At 64.8% G+C, this 18,206-nt stretch carries 18 protein-coding genes and 1 pseudogene; 6 read left to right on the top strand and 13 right to left on the bottom strand.

The window, feature by feature from the left end:
- Window positions 1–30 precede the first annotated feature (30 nt).
- A complete protein-coding gene (locus tag BME24068_RS15685; protein ID WP_096504413.1) occupies window positions 31–1,209 on the bottom strand; it encodes a UbiH/UbiF family hydroxylase in 1,179 nt (392 codons plus the stop codon).
- Window positions 1,210–1,456: 247 nt separating this feature from the next.
- Here BME24068_RS15685 and ychF point away from each other — a divergent pair, with 247 nt between their 5' ends.
- A complete protein-coding gene (gene ychF / locus BME24068_RS15680; RefSeq protein ID WP_096504411.1) occupies window positions 1,457–2,551 on the top strand; it encodes a redox-regulated ATPase YchF in 1,095 nt (364 codons plus the stop codon).
- A gap of 87 nt (window positions 2,552–2,638) precedes the next feature.
- Here the strand turns inward: ychF and BME24068_RS15675 are convergent, their stop codons facing one another.
- From BME24068_RS15675 to BME24068_RS15665, 3 genes are all read right to left on the bottom strand, one after another.
- On the bottom strand, window positions 2,639–2,959 hold the full coding sequence (locus BME24068_RS15675) for a lysozyme inhibitor LprI family protein (RefSeq protein WP_239007830.1): 321 nt from the start codon (window positions 2,957–2,959) through the stop codon (window positions 2,639–2,641).
- 145 nt (window positions 2,960–3,104) lie between these two features.
- Window positions 3,105–4,166, bottom strand: a complete 1,062-nt coding sequence (locus tag BME24068_RS15670; protein WP_096504409.1) for a radical SAM protein — start codon at window positions 4,164–4,166, stop codon at window positions 3,105–3,107.
- Window positions 4,167–4,205: 39 nt separating this feature from the next.
- Window positions 4,206–5,126 (bottom strand): alpha/beta hydrolase family protein, encoded by a 921-nt coding sequence (locus BME24068_RS15665; protein WP_244110709.1) that lies wholly within the window; start codon window positions 5,124–5,126, stop codon window positions 4,206–4,208.
- Window positions 5,127–5,409: 283 nt separating this feature from the next.
- Here BME24068_RS15665 and BME24068_RS35015 point away from each other — a divergent pair.
- Window positions 5,410–5,579, top strand: a pseudogene (locus BME24068_RS35015) (IS3 family transposase); the annotation flags it as partial.
- A gap of 118 nt (window positions 5,580–5,697) precedes the next feature.
- Here the strand turns inward: BME24068_RS35015 and BME24068_RS15660 are convergent.
- The 5 genes from BME24068_RS15660 to BME24068_RS15640 form a co-directional block, all read right to left on the bottom strand.
- Window positions 5,698–6,111 (bottom strand): lysozyme inhibitor LprI family protein, encoded by a 414-nt coding sequence (locus tag BME24068_RS15660; protein WP_096504405.1) that lies wholly within the window; start codon window positions 6,109–6,111, stop codon window positions 5,698–5,700.
- 8 nt (window positions 6,112–6,119) lie between these two features.
- Complete coding sequence (locus BME24068_RS15655) at window positions 6,120–6,620, bottom strand: glycoside hydrolase family protein (protein WP_057924694.1); 501 nt, start codon at window positions 6,618–6,620, stop codon at window positions 6,120–6,122.
- Window positions 6,621–6,927: 307 nt separating this feature from the next.
- Window positions 6,928–8,319: a GABA permease gene (gabP, locus tag BME24068_RS15650; RefSeq protein WP_174926578.1), complete on the bottom strand. Its 1,392-nt coding sequence runs from the start codon at window positions 8,317–8,319 to the stop codon at window positions 6,928–6,930.
- Window positions 8,320–8,779: 460 nt separating this feature from the next.
- Complete coding sequence (locus tag BME24068_RS15645; protein ID WP_096504459.1) at window positions 8,780–9,124, bottom strand: MmcQ/YjbR family DNA-binding protein; 345 nt, start codon at window positions 9,122–9,124, stop codon at window positions 8,780–8,782.
- A gap of 89 nt (window positions 9,125–9,213) precedes the next feature.
- Entirely contained in the window at window positions 9,214–10,476 is a 1,263-nt protein-coding gene (locus BME24068_RS15640; protein ID WP_174926595.1) for an MFS transporter, read from the bottom strand.
- Between the two features lie 193 nt (window positions 10,477–10,669).
- Between BME24068_RS15640 and gcvA the strand changes: the two genes are divergently transcribed.
- The 3 genes from gcvA (at window position 10,670) to ettA (ending at window position 13,805) form a co-directional block, all read left to right on the top strand.
- The gene (gcvA, locus tag BME24068_RS15635; RefSeq protein ID WP_174926577.1) at window positions 10,670–11,587 is read left to right on the top strand and encodes a transcriptional regulator GcvA; all 918 of its coding nucleotides are present in this window, start codon (window positions 10,670–10,672) and stop codon (window positions 11,585–11,587) included.
- Window positions 11,588–11,693: 106 nt separating this feature from the next.
- On the top strand, window positions 11,694–11,948 hold the full coding sequence (locus tag BME24068_RS15630; RefSeq protein WP_420887544.1) for a DUF3761 domain-containing protein: 255 nt from the start codon (window positions 11,694–11,696) through the stop codon (window positions 11,946–11,948).
- A 189-nt stretch (window positions 11,949–12,137) separates the two neighbouring features.
- Entirely contained in the window at window positions 12,138–13,805 is a 1,668-nt protein-coding gene (ettA, locus tag BME24068_RS15625; protein ID WP_059236395.1) for an energy-dependent translational throttle protein EttA, read from the top strand.
- A gap of 133 nt (window positions 13,806–13,938) precedes the next feature.
- On the opposite strand, the gene BME24068_RS15620 is transcribed toward ettA, so the two are convergent.
- Genes BME24068_RS15620 through BME24068_RS15605 form a run of 4 tightly spaced genes read right to left on the bottom strand, consistent with a single transcriptional unit; the run spans window position 13,939 to window position 17,251 of the window.
- The gene (locus BME24068_RS15620; RefSeq protein WP_174926576.1) at window positions 13,939–14,562 is read right to left on the bottom strand and encodes an HAD family hydrolase; all 624 of its coding nucleotides are present in this window, start codon (window positions 14,560–14,562) and stop codon (window positions 13,939–13,941) included.
- Window positions 14,559–15,110 carry an isochorismatase family protein gene (locus BME24068_RS15615; RefSeq protein ID WP_174926575.1) on the bottom strand — a complete coding sequence of 184 codons (552 nt, stop codon included), beginning with the start codon at window positions 15,108–15,110 and terminating at the stop codon, window positions 14,559–14,561. The genes BME24068_RS15620 and BME24068_RS15615 overlap by 4 nt, the downstream gene beginning before the upstream one ends.
- Window positions 15,111–15,163: 53 nt before the next feature.
- Window positions 15,164–16,978, bottom strand: coding sequence for an aminopeptidase P family protein (locus tag BME24068_RS15610; RefSeq protein WP_174926574.1), 1,815 nt, complete (start codon window positions 16,976–16,978; stop codon window positions 15,164–15,166).
- Between the two features lie 18 nt (window positions 16,979–16,996).
- Window positions 16,997–17,251, bottom strand: a complete 255-nt coding sequence (locus tag BME24068_RS15605; protein ID WP_096504391.1) for a hypothetical protein — start codon at window positions 17,249–17,251, stop codon at window positions 16,997–16,999.
- Between the two features lie 171 nt (window positions 17,252–17,422).
- On the opposite strand from BME24068_RS15605, the gene BME24068_RS15600 reads away from it, so the two are divergent.
- Window positions 17,423–18,184 carry a response regulator transcription factor gene (locus tag BME24068_RS15600; protein WP_096504389.1) on the top strand — a complete coding sequence of 254 codons (762 nt, stop codon included), beginning with the start codon at window positions 17,423–17,425 and terminating at the stop codon, window positions 18,182–18,184.
- Window positions 18,185–18,206 lie beyond the last annotated feature (22 nt).

Genomic DNA, 18,206 nt, shown 5'->3' with positions numbered 1-18,206 from the left:
GTCCGACCGGCAACGTGCGCGAAGGTTCGCTCAACCGAGCGCGGCCGACACGAGCCAGCGCTTCACGAGCGGTTGCGCGCCGACGAACGCCATGCCGGCGTTGCGCACCGCCTTCGCGAACGAACCCGGCACCGCGAACAGCCGCTGCAGCCCGTCGGTCGCGACCATCAGCGCGCGGATGTCCTCGCGGCGCGAACGCTCGTAACGGCGCAGCAGCACGGTATCGCCGAGGTTGCGAAAGCTTTCCTTGTTCGCGATCGCGTCGGCGAGCGCCGCGACGTCGCGCAGCCCCAGGTTCATCCCTTGCCCGGCGAGCGGGTGGATCAGGTGCGCGGCATCGCCGACGAGCGCGACGCGCGGGGCGATCAGCTTGTCGACGGTCTGCAGCGCGAGCGGGAAGCCGGCGGCCGGCGTCACGCATTCGAGCGTGCCGACCTGGCCGTGCGACACGCGCTCGACTTCGGCGGCGAGTTGCGCGGGATCGAGCGCGAGCAGTTCATCCGCATGTGCGGTGTGCGCGGACCACACGAGCGATACATGGCCGTCCGGCAGCGGCAGCAGCGCGATGATCTCGCCTTCATGAAACCACTGGTAGGCCGTCTCGCGGTGCGGCAGCGATGCCTTGAAGTTCGCGACGATGCCCGTCTGCCGATAATCGCGCCGCTCGATCCTGGCCCCCATTTGGGAACGCACCCACGAATGCGCACCGTCCGCGCCGACCACGAGGTCCGCTTCGAGCACGTGCCCCGACGACAGCGTGAGCATGGCCGAGTCGTCGCGCACGTCGAAGCCCTGCGCACGCGCATCGAACCACGTGAGGTTCGGCTGGAACCGCAGCGCGGCGTCGAGCGACGTCTCGATCAGCGATGATTCGGCGATCCACGCGAGTTGCGGCACGGACGCCTGATACGCGGAGAAATGCAGTTCCGCATGCGCATCACCGTACACGCGCATGTCGTACACCGGCGCGAACCGGCCGTGGTCCAGCGCCTGCCAGACCCGCAGCCGTTCCAGCAATGCCTGCGAGCTGGACGACAGGGCGTAGATGCGTGTGTCGAACGCGAGATCGGCGGGGCGCGGCGCGGCCGGCTGTGCCAGCAACGCGGTCTTGTAGCCGGACTGGGTCAACGCGAGCGCGGCCGTCTTGCCGACGAGCCCGCCGCCGACCACGGCGACGTCGAAGATAGGGTGGGCAGTCATGGCGGGCATTATAGCTGCGGGGCCAATCCCTTACGCGGCCGGACTTTGCGGGAAATCAGCAGAATCGCGGGCGCGGCCGGCCACGCGGCGGCCCGTCGCATCGGCCGTTCGGATCGAGCCCGGAAACCGGTGCGCCGGCACGGTACAATAGCGCTTCTGAACGTCGGCCCGCCGCGCCCCAAGCGCTGGCCGTCCCTATTTTCCCGCGCCGCCGTGCCTTGTCCGGCCGCGCCGCCTCATCCGTTCGAAGGATTCCATGAGCCTCAAATGCGGCATCGTCGGCTTGCCCAACGTCGGCAAGTCCACCCTGTTCAATGCGCTGACCAAGGCCGGCATCGCCGCCGAGAACTACCCGTTCTGCACGATCGAGCCGAACGTCGGCATCGTCGAGGTGCCCGACACGCGCCTGAAGGCGCTGTCCGAAATCGTGAAGCCCGAGCGCGTCCTGCCGGCCGTCGTCGAATTCGTCGACATCGCGGGCCTCGTCGCGGGCGCGAGCAAGGGTGAGGGCCTCGGCAACCAGTTCCTCGCGAACATCCGTGAAACCGATGCGATCACGCACGTCGTGCGCTGCTTCGAGGACGACAACGTCATCCACGTCGCCGGCAAGGTCAGCCCGATCGACGACATCGAAGTGATCAACACCGAACTCGCGCTCGCCGACCTCGGCACCGTCGAGAAGGCGCTCACGCGCTACTCGAAGGCTGCGAAGTCGGGCAACGACAAGGAAGCGGTGAAGCTCGCCGCGGTGCTCGAGAGGGTGCGCGCGCACCTCGACCAGGGTAAGGCCGTGCGCGGCCTCGATCTGTCGGACGACGAGCAGGCGCTGCTCAAGCCGTTCTGCCTGATCACCGCGAAGCCGGCGATGTACGTCGCGAACGTGAAGGATGACGGCTTCGAGAACAACCCCCACCTCGACGTGGTGCGCAAGTACGCGGAAAGCGAGAATGCGCCGGTCGTCGCGGTATGCGCGGCCATCGAGGCGGAAATCGCCGATCTCGACGATGCGGACAAGGAGGCATTCCTCGCCGACATGGGCATGGAAGAGCCGGGCCTCGACCGCGTGATCCGTGCGGGCTTCAAGCTGCTCGGCCTGCAGACCTACTTCACCGCCGGCGTGAAGGAAGTGCGCGCATGGACGATCCACATCGGCGACACCGCACCGCAAGCCGCAGGCGTGATCCACACCGACTTCGAGCGCGGCTTCATTCGCGCGCAGACGATCGCGTTCGACGACTTCGTCACGTACAAGGGCGAACAGGGTGCAAAGGAAGCCGGCAAGATGCGCGCCGAAGGGAAGGAATACATCGTGCACGACGGGGATGTGATGAACTTCCTGTTCAACGTCTGATGCATCGACAGACACTGCTTCTCGCAGTGTCGCGGCAATCCGGAAAGGCCCGCTGAAGTAGCGGGCCTTTTTTCATTCCGCACTGGTTCATGAAGGTTTGCGGGAGGTGCCCGCGGACAATCTTTTCGTCATTTCCTTCGTCGCCTCCGTTGCACAGATCGCCTGTGCTGCAGGACGCATTGACCCGTCATCCCATGCGTTACGCGTCGATTTTTCGTATGATGCATCACGCGCTTTTTTCCAATTCGCGAGCTGCGCATCGAGCGCCTTCTTGCGCCGTGGCTGCTCGCTACGCAGCCAATGATTCCCGCCGCTCTCAACCGGCTTCTTGAGCATCTCAAACTGCTCATCGACGTCAAACGGTCCAAGCGCCAATGCGATCGGCCCGGCAAATCCTGTCCAGTTCATTATGCCGTTCGATATCTTTGGAAAAACCTTGACTGAACGGCATTCGCCTCCGGGGCTTTAGCGTGTCCGTCTCGCTACAGCAGATTCCGCAAGCTCGAATGCGATCAAGTTGCGCTTGTGGACTGCCATCTGTTCGATACCAAATTCATTCCATTGCGTAAATCGATACGCCCTCGGTACGATTGCGCGGATGGTATTTCGACCAGACAAACTGACTGAAATAGGTCTCCGCAACCTCCGTCCATGTCCGGAGCCCGTCGTCCTCCTGCAGCACATGCCTGGCGTTGACCAGCAACCAAGAAATCACCGCCTGGCTGTCACGGCATTTCGCACACTCCCCTGATGTACAACAGCGCGCCAGCGAAACAAAGTCGGCGCGATACGCGTTGAACTTGGGCAGTACTGGCCAACCAGAAGCGAGCCGATCCGCGTTCCGCGGATGATCCTCACTTACGCTCGGGCAACTCGCACCATCGAATACTCCCCAAGAGGTCGTCCCGCGCATCAGAGCGGCCAGATAATAGGGATGGCTTGCGATGGTTTCAGGGTATCTCTGCTTCAAATCGAGCAATACGTTCAACAGCCGCTCCTCGCCATGTTGGCGAAGCGGGCCGTCGACGTCGTATGGGCTGTAGTAATTGAACAGCAGCCGATTTCCGTTATCCCGAATCTTGCGTACCGTTTCCTCGATATACGCAAGACCGTCCATCGTCACTGCGTAGACGAAACCCGCCCGCTCGTCGTCCCGGTAGTTTGCCAGCGCCTTGTCAAATAAGCCCGTGAACCGCTTGCCGTTCGGACCGATCGCGCGTAACTCGTCGTCGAGCGGCCCACCACCAAATACAGAAATAGCGATGGTGATGTCTTCGAAGCCTTCATACGGGATTTTTCGAAGGCCATTCGTCGATACGGACACTTTCGGCATGTATTTCCGAAACATCCGTATCCGATCGAGATGCAATGCAGGCTCGCCACCAATCAATAACGGCGCGTTGATCCCACGCTCCGCCTCTTCCCTCACACGCTGCTCGAGACGAAGTGCATCGTTCAGTTCACGCGACGCCGTATCGAACTCGTTCTCGAAGAACCAGCAGCCCTTGCAGCGCAGGTTGCATTGATTCGTGAGGTGGTAAAGCGAAGCGCGCGTCTCCTTCGCCTCGTTTCTGACCGCCTTGAAACGTGCCTTCATGTCGATTGAATCATCCATCGTGGTCTCCTGATGCAAGGATGCGAGCCACACGTACTGTCAGCGCAGCAATCCTCTGGTGAGTTCCGGCCACAACGACGAATGCTCGCGGCGGAACATGCCGACGTGTCCGACTGCTCGACCATCGGAGTTTTCTGGATGGATCACGTGGACGCGACGCTCTGTTTTCGGCAACAGGCGCAGCCAGTCTTCGACATTGGCCGGCGTGGCGAGCGGGTCGTCAGCTGCGACCACAACGGTGACGGGCGCGGCAAACTCGTCGTAGTAGTGACGCATCACTCCTGCTCCGAATTCGTTTGCCACATATCCTGGTCGACGACACCACCGGGCCCATTGAAGTCCCACGTATGGCGGCAAGTCATCGCCCCAGCCAAGCACCCGGGCCGGAACGTAGCCGAGCAATCGCGCGGAAATCGGCACATACGCATTCGCAAGCACCAATGCCGCGAAACGCTGTGGCCAACGGATGTTGCCGATATATCCGGACGATGCGGAGACAGCGCACAAAGAACGAACCGATGCATGATTCGGCATTAAGCCAACTAGTTGCGCACCTGCGCTATGCCCGATCAAATGTGCGTCGCTCGCGCCGGTTTTTCCGAGGAGCCAATCAAGCGCCGCAGGCATATCGCGCTCCCCCCAGTCCTGTTTCCGCGCGCATGACTGTCGAACATGACGCGTATCGAGCGACTCACCGATTCCTCGATAGTCGAATACGAACGTCGAATAGCCGTCGTGACGTAGCCAATCCGCGAACGGGAAATAAAAAGATTGTCGAATCCCGGTGGCGGGACAGATGAGTACGGGGGAACGATTACCGTCAACTGCCGGGAAATACGTTCCGCTCAATTGGTATCCGTCGTGGGCAAAAAAGTCGATGCAGACGCGAGTTGTCGAGCACTGACTCATCATTTTGACTTCAACACAGTCGATGAACGCATCGGAGTATCGATCGCCCAATCTAACGAAAGGCACTTCCTGTTAATGCAGAGCATCAACAAAGGAATCCAAATCGATTTATCCATCGACTCACCTCGGTAGCCGGAGTAATCAATGTAGGAGCAAATCGTTGCCTATGAAATCAGACGAGTTCGAATATTGCGCGCCAATTGCGCCCGGTCCGTGTCTCTCGCGTTGACGTTTGCACATCTCCCGGCAATCGCATCCGCTAAAAAAGCCTGACCGACATAACTGAACCGCACCCCAAAGGTTGGATATCGATCCAACCTTTGGGGTGTTTTCCATGAGCAAGTACACGGAGCAGTTCAAGGTAGCCAGAGGAGTACGAGTCCGGTCAAACCGGGTCCCTGACATGGCGAAGCGCCATGGCGTCGACGAGGCGACGATCCGCAAGTCGTGGTGGCCTATCGGGTACACGGTCCGGCGGGTCTGAAGAAGAAGTACGAACACTACTGCAGCAACGCGTGCTCACGCAAAACATGTCGCGCACGGGGAATTGCCCGGATAACACCGCCATGGAGAGCTTCTTCGGCACGCTGAAATCCGAGTAGTTTTTCCATTCCGGATTGGTTCATGAAGGTTCGCGGGACGCGCCCGCGGACAATCTTTTCGTCATTTCCTTCGTCGCCTCCGTTGCACAGATCGCCCGTGCCGCAGGACGCATCGACCCGTCACCCCATGCGTTACGCGTCGATTTTTCGCATGATGCGTCGCGCGCCCTCTTCCACTTCGCGATCTGCGCGTCGAGCGCCTTCTTGCGCCGCGGCTGCTCGCCCGCCTGTTTATCGACGACGCGCTGCAATTCCCGCTCGGCGACAAGTTGATCGCGCCAAGCGCAGAAATTCATGCTCGTCTGATTCGAATAGCAGTCGCTGAGCAACGCATTGACCTCGCTTGCCGGCAAACCACTGCGTGCTGCTATCTCGTCGGCTGGCGTCGGACCGGCACATGCATTCATCGACACCAGCACGAACAAACCGATCATGGCCCGTCTCACTGTGCCCTCTGTTGTGGCTGAAACGGCGCCGATTCGAGCCGACGCCGATTGACAAGACCGTTCGAACGGACCGGTGCCAGGCGACGCCCGTTCTCGTCTCGCGGATGAATCCAGACGAGCTGAATCATGTGTGACACCACGCCAGCATCATCGCTCTGATTCGCCGAATGCAGCGCGGCCAGCGCGCCTGTATTACCGGCATTGTATGTATAGCTGACGAGTTCATCGAATTGCACCTGCGTCAATTGCCGAGTTGAGACATGTCGTCGCACGGCGGCCTCCGCCCGTCTGACACGGGCTGCGAGTTGCGCATTCACCTGCGTCGTCGTAACCGGCCTGCGCAATTCTTCCGGGGTGCACGGCCCGGTATGAGCAAGCGTCCCGACACCATAAGTGCAGTTGTTTGCCTGATCGTTGTAGTAGGCCATCACCGCGCTTTCCCGCCGACGCAGCTCGGCCCAGCCCGCTTCACTCAATCGCATGCTCTCATTCGCCATCTGTCACCCTCCCGGCACGACCGCTAATCGCGAGTCGACTTCATCATTCACTTCGGTTGTCGAAGCGAACAATGTATGAAGTTGCCGTTGCCTATGAAATCAGACGAGTTCGAATTTTGTGAGTCCAGATGTAGATGACGCGCCATGTTGCGAAACGGCCTGCATCGCCAAGGGCAAGCGCATCTGCTTACTCGTAAAAGACAAATGGCCCGATCGGCACATACCGATCGGGCCATTTTCAAGACGGGAATCCCCCCGCCAGCCGGCAGCGAACGCTCAGCACAGCCGCCACTCCATCACGTCCCCATCACATCGCCGACACTCGCCGCCCCGCGCCCGCTTGCGCATCACGACCACGCTTGTTCAGCCACGAAGCAAACAGCACGATCAGCGCGAGCACGGCCGTCGCCCCCACTTCCATCCGGTGCTCCTCGCTGACGAACATCACGGTCAGCGTGCCGCAGATGAACAGGATTACCGCCCACGTGAGCCACGGGAACAGCCACATCCGCAGCGTCAGGTCGGCGCCGCTCGATTCGAGCGTCTTGCGCATCCGCAGCTGCGAGATCGCGATCACGAGATACACGAGCAGCGCAATCGCACCCGACGTCGCCAGCAGGAAGCCGAACACCTGCTCCGGCATCAGGTAGTTCGCGATCACGGTCAGGAAACCGAACGCGGTCGATGCCAGCACGGCCGCACGCGGCGTGCCGGTCGCATCGGTGCGATGCAGGAAGGCGGGCGCGTCCTTGCGCTTGGACAGCGAGAACAGCATCCGCGACGCGGTGTACAGCGCCGAATTCAGGCAGCTCGCGACCGACACGAGCACGATCACGTCGATGATCGCCTTCGCGTTCGGAATGCCGATCAGCTCCATCGCGCGCTGGTACGAGCCGTGCTGCGGCAGCAGCGGATCGTTCCACGGCACGATGGCCGCGACGACGAGAATCGAGCCGAGATAGAACAGCGTGATACGCCAGATGACCGAATTCGTCGCGCGCACGATCTGGCGTTGCGGGTTGTCCGATTCGGCGGCCGCGATCGTCACGATCTCGGTGCCGAGGAACGAGAACATCGTCGTCAGCATCGCCGCGAGCACGGCGCTCGCGCCGTTCGGCATGAAGCCGTGGTGCGCAAAGAGGTTCGACACGCCCGACACGGCCGGTGCCGGCACGATGCCAACGATCGCCGCCCCGCCGATGCACAGGAACACGACGATCGCGACGACCTTGATCAGCGCGAACCAGAATTCGAATTCGCCGTAGTTCTTGACCGAGAAGAGGTTGGTGATCGTCAGCAGCAGCGTGATGCCGAGCGCGAAGAGCCAGGTCGCGATGCTCGGGAACCACGCGTTGAGAATGGTGGCGGCGGCCGTCGCCTCGATCGGGATCACGAGCACCCAGAACCACCAGTACAGCCAGCCGATCGAAAAGCCGGCCCAGTGGCCGATCGCGCGATCGGCATAGGTGGAGAACGAACCGCTGTCCGGATGCGCGACGGCCATCTCGCCGAGCATGCGCATCACCAGCACGACCAGTACGCCCGCGATCGCATACGCGAGGATCGAAGCCGGGCCGGCTTCCGCGATCGCGTGGCCGGAGCCGACGAACAAGCCCGCGCCGATGACGCCGGCAATCGACATCATCGTCACGTGACGCTGCTTCAGACCGGTGCCGAGGCCTGTCTTGCTTCCACTCATGTGTCTCTCTCCAAAAAACGGTTCCGGTACGACCGGTAGTCGCTGAAGGCGGCGTGGGGAGTTATCGTTGTCGAATCCGGCTGCCCGCCGCGCGTGCGCGGCATACGGGCATGGAGCCGAATCAAGCCTGTTCCGGTGGGTGCGCGACGCAGTCTGCGAAGCTGCAAGTACGATGCGGCGCACGGGGCGCCGGCGCATCGCGTGCACCCTTTCCGTCGGCTGTGTCGGTCAGCCGCCTTCGAAGCGAAGGAGTGTAAGCATCAAACGGTTCTTCACTAAGAACCAATTGAAGAATTTCGATGGAACCACTTGTTGCATCGATGCGAAACGATGCAACGCTTGATCCAGCCGGGCCCCTGATTGCGGGCCGCTGGAGCGACCGATTACCGTCGGCCGGCATCGTCGCGATCGCGCAGCACCCGTGACGTTCGCGTGTCCCGCAGCGCGCTGCACCACGTACTCAGTTCGCGCCGCCCGCCCCTTCGTCCTGCCATTTGGCCGGCACGATTGCACGCCATTCTCGCAGGAGCAGGTTTTTCACGGCGTCGGGATGCGCCGCCGACAGACGCACCAGCACGATCGGCCAACCCGCGTAGTGATCGGTCACGTAATACACGTCGGGCTCCGATTCGATCAGCCACGCACGCTCATCGGAGCCGACACCCTTCACGACGAGCGTGTCGCCGTCCTCGCGCAGGCGTGCAAGCATCTTGCCCTTCACCCTGAGTGCGGGCGTGCCGTACGACGTGCCTTCCTCGACACCCCGCCACGCCAGCGCGATCCGCCGGACTTCGTCGAATGTCACGATGCGCCTCCGTGCGTCGATGGTCGACGCCCCGGCCACCGTAGCGGAAATCGTCGGCAGCGCCTAGCCGACGGCCGCGCCTGATTCGTCTAGCGACCGGCCGCGCGCGCGGCCATCGATGCGCGCCCGGTGGTGGCAACGATCGCGAACGCAATCGCATTCGCGGCGGCGCTCGCAAGAATCGGCACGAGGTAGCCGCCGCCTGCGTCGTAGATGAAACCGGCCGCGGCCGGCCCGATCAGCGTGCCGAACGCGACGCTCGTATAGAGGATGCCGATGATCGCGCTGACGTTGCGCCCGCCGAAGTAGTCCATCACGACGGCGGGCAGCACGGCAACCCAGCCGCCGTAGAACACGCCGAACACGAGGGCGAACGCGGCAAGCGTCGCGACGGTGCCGGCGCCCGCCCATGCGACGAGCGCGACGGCCATGCCGGCGAACATCGCGAGCAGCGACGCGCGGCGACCGAAGCGATCGGCGAGGCCGCCGAGGAAAAAGCGCCCTGCAGTGCTGCCAACGCCGATCGCACCCAGCAGCAGTACCGCCGTGGACGGCGCGACGCCGTGATCGAGCGCGTACGGCACGAGGTGCACGAACGGCACGAAAACGCCGAACGAGCAGACGAGGCATGCCGCGTAGAGGCTCGCGAACGGCCGCGACGTGATGGCCTCGCGCACCGTCGCGCCGGCGCGCACCGCCGCGGCGGCATCGCGCCGATCTTCGCCCGCCGGCGCATGCGCCGCATCGCCATCGGGCGACAAACCGCGCCCGCGCGGATCGTTCTCGATCAACAGCGACATGCCCGCGCCCACCACGATGGCGATCACGGCCAGCGCGACGTACGCGCCACGCCAGCCGACGTGCGCAATCAGCGCGGACGCGAGCGGAGGCATCACGAGCGTACCGACGCCGATCCCTGCGACCGCGAGCCCCGACGCGAAGCCACGCCGGCGCACGAACCAGCGTTGCACCGCGCCGACGGCCGGCACGTACGCGCAGCCGACGCCGAGGCCGACACCCAGCCCGTACGCGACATAGACCTGCAGCAGCGTATGCGCGGCACCGGCGGCCGCAAGGCCTGCAGCCGTCAGCAACATCCCGACGACGGCGAGCCGCCGCGAGCCGAAGCGATCGGCGAGCGGGCCGCTGACGATGCCGAAACCGAAATACAGGAAGCCCGCCAGCGAAAACACGAGCGAGATCTGCCCGCGCGACGCGGCGAAATCCCGCTGCAGCGACTCGACGAACGCACTGAACGAGTACGCGCAGCCAAATCCGACGAACGTGACGGCGAACGCGGCCGCCACCACATACCAGCCGTAGAAGACGCGCGATGCGCGCGGGCGGTTCATGACGTTGCTCCTGTCTGTGACGCACCAGCCGCCGGACGGCGTCCATTTGCATCGTGGATATAGTTGAACTATGTTGATCGCATCGGCTGTGCGAAACCTTGCCATGGCAATACGATCTTCAGCAGCAACGGTACTCGCGCCCACTCGTCGTCTCAAACGATATTTCGTCGGTCTTTCGGTTTAGAAAAACTCAATGAAACGTTCCCGCTTGCCGCCGCTGAATGCGCTGCGTGCATTCGAAGCGGCCGCCCGCCATCTGTCGGTGAAATCCGCGGCCGAGGAGTTGTCGGTCACGCCCGGCGCTGTGAGCCAGTTGATCCGCACGCTCGAGACGCATCTCGGCGTGGAGCTGTTCGAGCGCGTGAACCGCGGCATCCTGCTGACGGCCGCGGGCCGCGATTACCTGCCGCCCGTGCGCAACGCGTTCCGGCAGATCGCCGACGCCTCGCAGCGCGTATCGGGCGCCGCCGACAGCGGCGTGCTGACGGTGAGCGTCACGCCGTTTTTCGCGTCCGCGTGGCTCGTGCCGCGCCTCGCGCAGTTCCGCGACGCGTGCCCGGACGTCGATCTGCAGATCGTCACGAGCCACGCACTCGCGGATTTCTCGCGCGACGGCGTGGACGTCGCGATTCGCCATGGCCTCGGCCGCTACCTCGGGCTGTGCAGCGAACGTCTGCTGACGGTGGAGATCGTCGCGCTCGCGGCGCCCGAACTCGTTGCGCGGCTGGGCATGCCGGCGACGCCCGCCGACCTGGCCGGCTGGCCGCACCTGCACGACGCCGAGCGCAAGGGCTGGCACATCTGGTTCGACGCGCAGCGGATCGACGATTTCGGTCCGCCGCGCGGCCCCGCGTTCGACGATTCTGGCCTGTTGCTGCAGGCGATCCTCGCCGGCCAGGGCGCCGGGCTACTACCGGCGGCGATGGTGCGCAACGCGCTCGCGAGCGGCCGGCTCGTGCAGCTTGCCGATATCGCATGGCTCGACGATTTCGCTTACTACCTCGTCTATCCGCCGCACCACGCGGAACGCACGAAGGTCGCCGCGTTCCGCCGGTGGATTCTCGACGCCGCGCGGGCCGACGGCGCCGCATCGATGACGGACGCGGCGTAGCGGCGCTGCACCGCACGGCAGCGGCAACGACAGGCTGCCGATCGGCTAACATGCGGCGCGGGCCGCCGGCCCGCAATCGACAAGAACATGCGGAGAGAGGCCCTGCCTGCCCTGCTGCGCCGCGCTGCCGACTCCGGCACACGCGTATCGCGCATCGCCCGGCTACGGCAACGAAGCCGATCTCGACCGGCACGACACGTACCGCAATCGCGACGGCGACACCGTGCATGCGCCGGCCCATTCGAAGTCGGGGCGCGTGCCCGACGGTGCAAGCGCGCGCTGCCGCGACGGCGCGTACAGCTTCAGCCGCCATCGGCGCGGCACCTGCTCGGGGCACGGCGGCGTCGCCGCGTGGCTGTGAACGCGGGTCGGCCGAATGGCCAGTGCGGTGTCAGCGGCAGCCGGCGGCGAAGTACAATACGCGCTCGCGTCGCCGCACGCGGCGACACCGCCGCGCCCTGCGCGGCACGCTCCGTACCGAATCACCCGATACCGCCACGCCCGCGCGCGCTGCGCGGCAGTCTCAACCATTTCTGACTTTCACATCCAAATGGCCCAATACGTTTTCACGATGAACCGGGTCGGCAAGATCGTGCCGCCCAAGCGCCAGATCCTGAAGGACATCTCGCTGTCGTTCTTTCCCGGCGCGAAGATCGGCGTGCTCGGCCTGAACGGCTCGGGCAAGTCGACGCTGATCCGCATCATGGCGGGCGTCGACAAGGACATCGAAGGCGAAGCGACGCCGATGCCGAACCTGAACATCGGCTACCTGCCGCAGGAGCCGCAGCTCGATCCGACGAAGACGGTGCGCGAAGCCGTCGAGGAAGGCCTCGGCGACCTGTTCCAGGCCAACAAGAAGCTCGAAGAGATCTACGCCGCGTATGCGGAACCGGACGCCGATTTCGACGCGCTCGCGGCCGAGCAGGCGAAATACGAAGCGATCCTCGCGTCGAGTGACGGCGGCAGCCCCGAGCAGCAGCTCGAAGTGGCGGCCGACGCACTGCGCCTGCCGGCGTGGGACGCGAAGATCGAGCATCTGTCGGGCGGCGAAAAGCGCCGCGTCGCACTGTGCAAGCTGCTGCTCGAGAAGCCTGACATGCTGCTGCTCGACGAGCCGACCAACCACCTCGACGCCGAATCCGTCGACTGGCTCGAGCAGTTCCTGGTGCGCTTCCCGGGCACCGTCGTCGCCGTCACCCACGATCGCTACTTCCTCGACAACGCAGCCGAGTGGATTCTCGAACTCGACCGCGGCCACGGCATTCCGTGGAAGGGCAACTACAGCAGTTGGCTCGACCAGAAGGAAGAGCGCCTGAAGCAGGAAGAAGCGTCGGAATCGGCACGCCAGAAGGCGATCAAGAAGGAGCTGGAGTGGGTGCGCCAGAACCCGAAGGGCCGCCAGGCGAAGTCGAAGGCGCGTATCGCCCGCTTCGAGGAGCTGAGCAGCCAGGAATACCAGAAGCGCAACGAAACGCAGGAAATCTTCATTCCGGTCGGCGACCGCCTCGGCAATGAAGTGATCGAGTTCAAGAACGTCAGCAAGGCGTTCGGCGACCGTCTGCTGATCGACAACCTGAACCTGAAGATTCCGGCCGGCGCGATCGTCGGCATCATCGGCCCGAACGGCGCCGGCAAGTCGACGCTGTTCCGGATGCTGACCGGTAAGGAACAGCCGGATTCGGGCGAAGTCGTGATGGGCCCGACCGTGAAGCTCGCGTACGTCGACCAGAGCCGCGACGCCCTCGACGGCTCGAAGACGGTGTTCGAAGAAATCTCGGGCGGCGCCGACGTGCTGACGGTCGGCAAGTACGAAACGCCGTCGCGTGCGTACATCGGCCGCTTCAACTTCAAGGGCGGCGACCAGCAGAAGATCGTCGGGAACCTGTCCGGCGGCGAACGCGGCCGTCTGCATCTGGCGAAGACGCTGATCTCCGGCGGCAACGTGCTGCTGCTCGACGAACCGTCGAACGATCTCGACGTCGAAACGCTGCGCGCGCTGGAAGATGCGCTGCTCGAATTCGCGGGCTCGGTGATGGTGATCTCGCACGATCGCTGGTTCCTCGACCGGATCGCGACGCACATCCTCGCGTTCGAAGGCGATTCGCAGGTCACGTTCTTCGACGGCAACTACCAGGAATACGAAGCCGACAAGCGTGCGCGCCTCGGCGAGGAAGCCGCGAAGCCGAAGCGTCTGCGCTACAAGCCGATCAGCCGCTGAACGGCGCGGCCCGCGCATCCGGCGCCGCGGTAACGCGAAGCCGGATGCTGAAAGCGGCCGCTTCCGGATCGGTGCAACAACAAGCGGGCTTCTGGCCCGCTTTTTTCATCCGGCAAAATCCTTCAGCCGCCGCCTATGCGAGCGCGCCCAGTTCGCGCAAGCGCGCCTCGGTCGTCGCCGCGCTCGTGTGATGAATGCCGTGCCAGCCGAGCGCCGTCGCGGCCGCGGCGTTCTTCGCGTTGTCGTCGATGAACACGAGTTCGTGCGGCGCGATGCCCGGCAGATGCGGAGCGATCCGCGCATGCATCGCGTGATAGATCGCCGGATAGGGCTTCACGAGCTTCACGCGCCCCGACACGACGATGTCCTTGAAGCGCCGCAGGATCGGGAAGTTGTCCCACGCATACGGAAAGGTCTGCGCGGACCAGTTCGTCAGCCCGAAGAGCGGCATCCCCTGCCCGTCGAGCCGCTCGACGAGCGCGGCGCCGTCGTCGAGCACCCCGCCGATCATCTCGTGCCAGCGCGCGTAGAACGCACGAATCAGCGCCTCGTGCCCGGGAAACTTCGCGACGAGTTCGCGCGTCCCCTCGTCGATCGTCTGGCCGCCGTCCTGACGGACGACCCAGTCCATCGCGCAAATGTGCGTCAGAAACCAGCGCCGCTCGGCCTCGTCCGGAATCAGTTGCCGATACAGGTACTCGGGGCTCCAGTCGATCAGCACGCCGCCGAAATCGAACACGACCGCCTTGATTGTCATGCGAACTCCGTGGCGAGCACGTCGGCGAGCGGACGCGGCGTCACCGCGTTGCCCGACAGCGAGTTGTTTTCCCAGATGAAGTGATGATGCGCGACGATCTGCGCGGCCGACAGATGCGCACGCTCGTTCGTCGTATGCAGATCGGACACGACGATCGTCCGGTAGCCGAGCAGTGCCGCGCGGCGTGCGGCCGAGTCGACGCAGAATTCGGTCGCATAGCCGCAGATCAGTACCGACCGGATGCCGTGGCCGTCGAGTTGCGCGGCAAGCGGCGTGTCGTGGAACGCATCGCTCGCCCGCTTGCGGATGCGCCAGTCGTCGTTGTCGACGATCAGCCCGTCGTGCAGGTCCCAGCCGCGCGTGCCGGGCACGATGTCGTCGTCCGCGTCGCCGTCGTGCTGAACGAAGCACACGGGTGCGTTCGCCGCACGCGCCGCCGCCGTCAGCCGGTTGATACCCGACACGACGTCGTCGAGCCGGTACGCGGGCCGCGCCCGCTGCACCAGCCCGCGCTGCATGTCGACCACGATCACCGCGGTGTCCGCCATCGGTTGCCCTCTCTGCCATGCCGGCCGTCGTCCGGCCGGCGTTGCGCGTCGCGTCAGATCGGTTGCGTGCGTGCGTCGAGCCACGCCTTCGCGTCGCCGCTCACATGCCGGCCGACACGCTCGCGCACCGTCGCGTGATACGCGTTCAGCCACGCGCGCTCTTCTTCGTGCAGCATCTCGACCAGCACGCAGCGCGTGTCGATCGGGCACAGCGTCAGCGTCTCGAACGCGAGGAAGTCGCCGAACTCGGTCTGCCCGCCCGCGCGGTTCACGACCAGATTCTCGATCCGGATGCCCCACTTGCCGGGCCGGTACACGCCCGGCTCGATCGACGTGATCATCCCCTCTTCCATGGCCGTGTACGGTTCGGCCGGCGCGTAATGCGAGATGACCTGCGGACCTTCGTGCACGTTCAGGAAATAGCCGACGCCGTGCCCGGTGCCGTGACCGTAGTCGAGCCCGGCCGCCCACATCGGCGCGCGCGCGATCGCGTCGAGCATCGGCGAGCGGATGCCGCGCGGGAACCGTGCACGCGACAGCGCCATCATCGATTTCAGCACGATCGTGAAATCGCGGCGCTGCAGGTCGCTGACCGTGCCGACCGGCACCACGCGCGTGATGTCGGTCGTGCCGCTCGTGTACTGGCCGCCGGAATCGACGAGCAGCAGGCCGTCGCCGGCGATCGTCGCGTGCGATTCGGCCGTTGCGCGGTAGTGCGGCATCGCGCCGTTCGCATTGAAGCCGGCGATCGTCGCAAAGCTCGGCGACACGTAGCCGGGGCGGCGGGCGCGCGCGGCCGTGAGTTGCTCGTCGATCGTCAGCTCGGTGATCGTCTCGCGGTTCACGGCCTGCTCGAACCACGCGAAGAATTCGGCGAGCGCAGCGCCGTCGTGCTCCATCGTCACGCGCACGTGCTCGATCTCGGCAGATGTCTTGCGCGACTTCGCGAACGTCGACGGATTCACGGCCTCGACCAGCTTCACGCCGGCCGGCACCGCCTCGAGCGTGCCGAACGTCACGCGGCGCGGATCGATCAGCAGCGTTGCACCGTCGGGCAGCGCCGCGAGCGACGCGCGAGCCGCGCCGTAGGCACGAACCTCGACGCCGTCCTGCGCGAGCGACGCGGCGAGCGCCGGCGACACCTTGCCGTCGGCGACGAACAGCGTCGCGCGATCGGGGCCGATCATCGCGTGCGCGACGAACACCGGGTTGAAGTTGACGTCGGCGCCGCGCAGGTTGAACAGCCATGCGAGATCGTCGAGCGTCGACACGAAATGCCATTGCGCCCCCTGCGCGTGCATCGCGCGGCGCACTTCGGCGAGCTTGCTCGCGCGCGTCGCATCGGCCTGCGGCGCCACGTGCTCGAACACGGCGTCGCCGGGCAGCCCCGGCCGCTCGGGCCAGATCGCGTCGAGGAGGTCGCAATCGGTACGCAACGCGATGCCGCGCGCGCTCAGCGCGGCCGTCAGCGCGCGGGCCGCGGCGACGCCGAGCACGGCGCCGTCGACGCCGACCGTCGTACCGGCCGGCACGTTCTGCGCGAGCCAGTCGACGTGCGGCGCGCTCTGCTGGCCGCCCATCATCTTCATCAGCTGGACGCCGGTGCCCGCGAGTTGCGCGTCGGCCTGCACCCAGTAACGGCTGTCGACCCACAGGCCCGCGAAATCCGCGGTCACGACCAGCGTGCCGACCGAGCCCGTGAAACCGGACAGCCAGCGGCGCGCCTGCCAGCGCTCGGGCAGGTACTCGGACAGGTGAGGATCGGCGGACGGCACGAGATAGGCGGCCAGGTCCTCGCGGACCATCGCGCCGCGCAGCAGCGCGATGCGGGCCGGCACCGACGAGACTTCGGGGAGACGGGCATTCATGATTTCACCTGAAAGCATTCAGCGACGGGCCGACAGTGCGACCGTCACGGCTACGGCAAGGAACGCGACGCCGGTGCAGACCGGCCATTCGAGCGTCTCGCCATCGTAAAACAGCCCCGAGAGATTGCCGGCGATGCGCGCGATGACCGCGCCCGCGATGCCGACCAGCACCGCGATCCACCATGCCGGCCGCCCCGTGCGCCGCATCGGATGCAGCCACCGGCCGAACAGCCCGACGGCCGCCCCCAGGACAAGGATTCCAAACCAGTTCATTCGACGCCTTCTATAAATTCAGATTCGTCCCATAGGCGTGAACGTTGCCAGCGGCTAGCATCGATTCATCCATCGAACCCTGGACCAGCCGGGCGCCGCGAACATTCGAGTGTAGGGGCCGAGCCGACGTTATGGCAAGCACGCACCGGCAGCCGTACTGAAGAAATCCACATGCGAATCGCCCTGATCGATCCCGAGGCACGTCATGCTGCGCTCCTGAACCGCCTGCTCTTCGCCGGCGGTCACGTGTGTCATGCGTTTTCGTCCAGCGCGGCGTTTTTCGCGTGGCTCGCTAACGATACCTGCGACATGCTGATCACCGGCAGTTGGGCCGGCGATCAGCCGGCCGAGGAAGTCATTCCGCGGGCGCAGACGGTCCTGCCCGGGCTGCCGGCCATCGCCGTGATGCAACTGCCGCGCGAAAGCGAAATCGTGTCGTGCCTGCACGCGGGTGCCGACGATTGCCTGGTGCGCCCGGTGAGCGGGCCCGAGCTGCTCGCGCGGGTCAATGCGCTGAGCCGCCGCGCCGGCGTCCGGCGGCCGCCGAACCGTTCGCGCGAAATGTATGGAGAATACGCATTCGATGCGACCCACGGCATCGTGCGCTTCGGCGACGCAGCCGTCGCGCTCACGCCGAAGGAATTCCGCTTCGCGCAGTTGCTGTTCGCGAACCTGTCGCGGCCCGTGTCGCGCGCCCATATCCTCGAGACGGTCTGGGGCCGCCGCCGCGACATGAAGTCGCGTACGCTCGACACCCATGCGTCCCGGTTGCGCAGCAAACTACAGCTGCTTCCCGAGCACGGCTACCGGCTCCTGCCGCTCTACGGCTATGGCTATCAGCTCGACCGCGTACCGATCGAGCCCCCAAATTCGAGGCCACACCACGCTGATGCCCGGTATGCCGCGAGTGAGGAAATCGCTGAAACGCTATAATATGGGGCTAAACGATAGCCCT

It is taken from the genome of Burkholderia anthina, from assembly GCF_902498995.1.
Lineage (GTDB): Bacteria > Pseudomonadota > Gammaproteobacteria > Burkholderiales > Burkholderiaceae > Burkholderia > Burkholderia anthina.
This window is presented reverse-complemented; position numbering and strand designations above follow the sequence as displayed.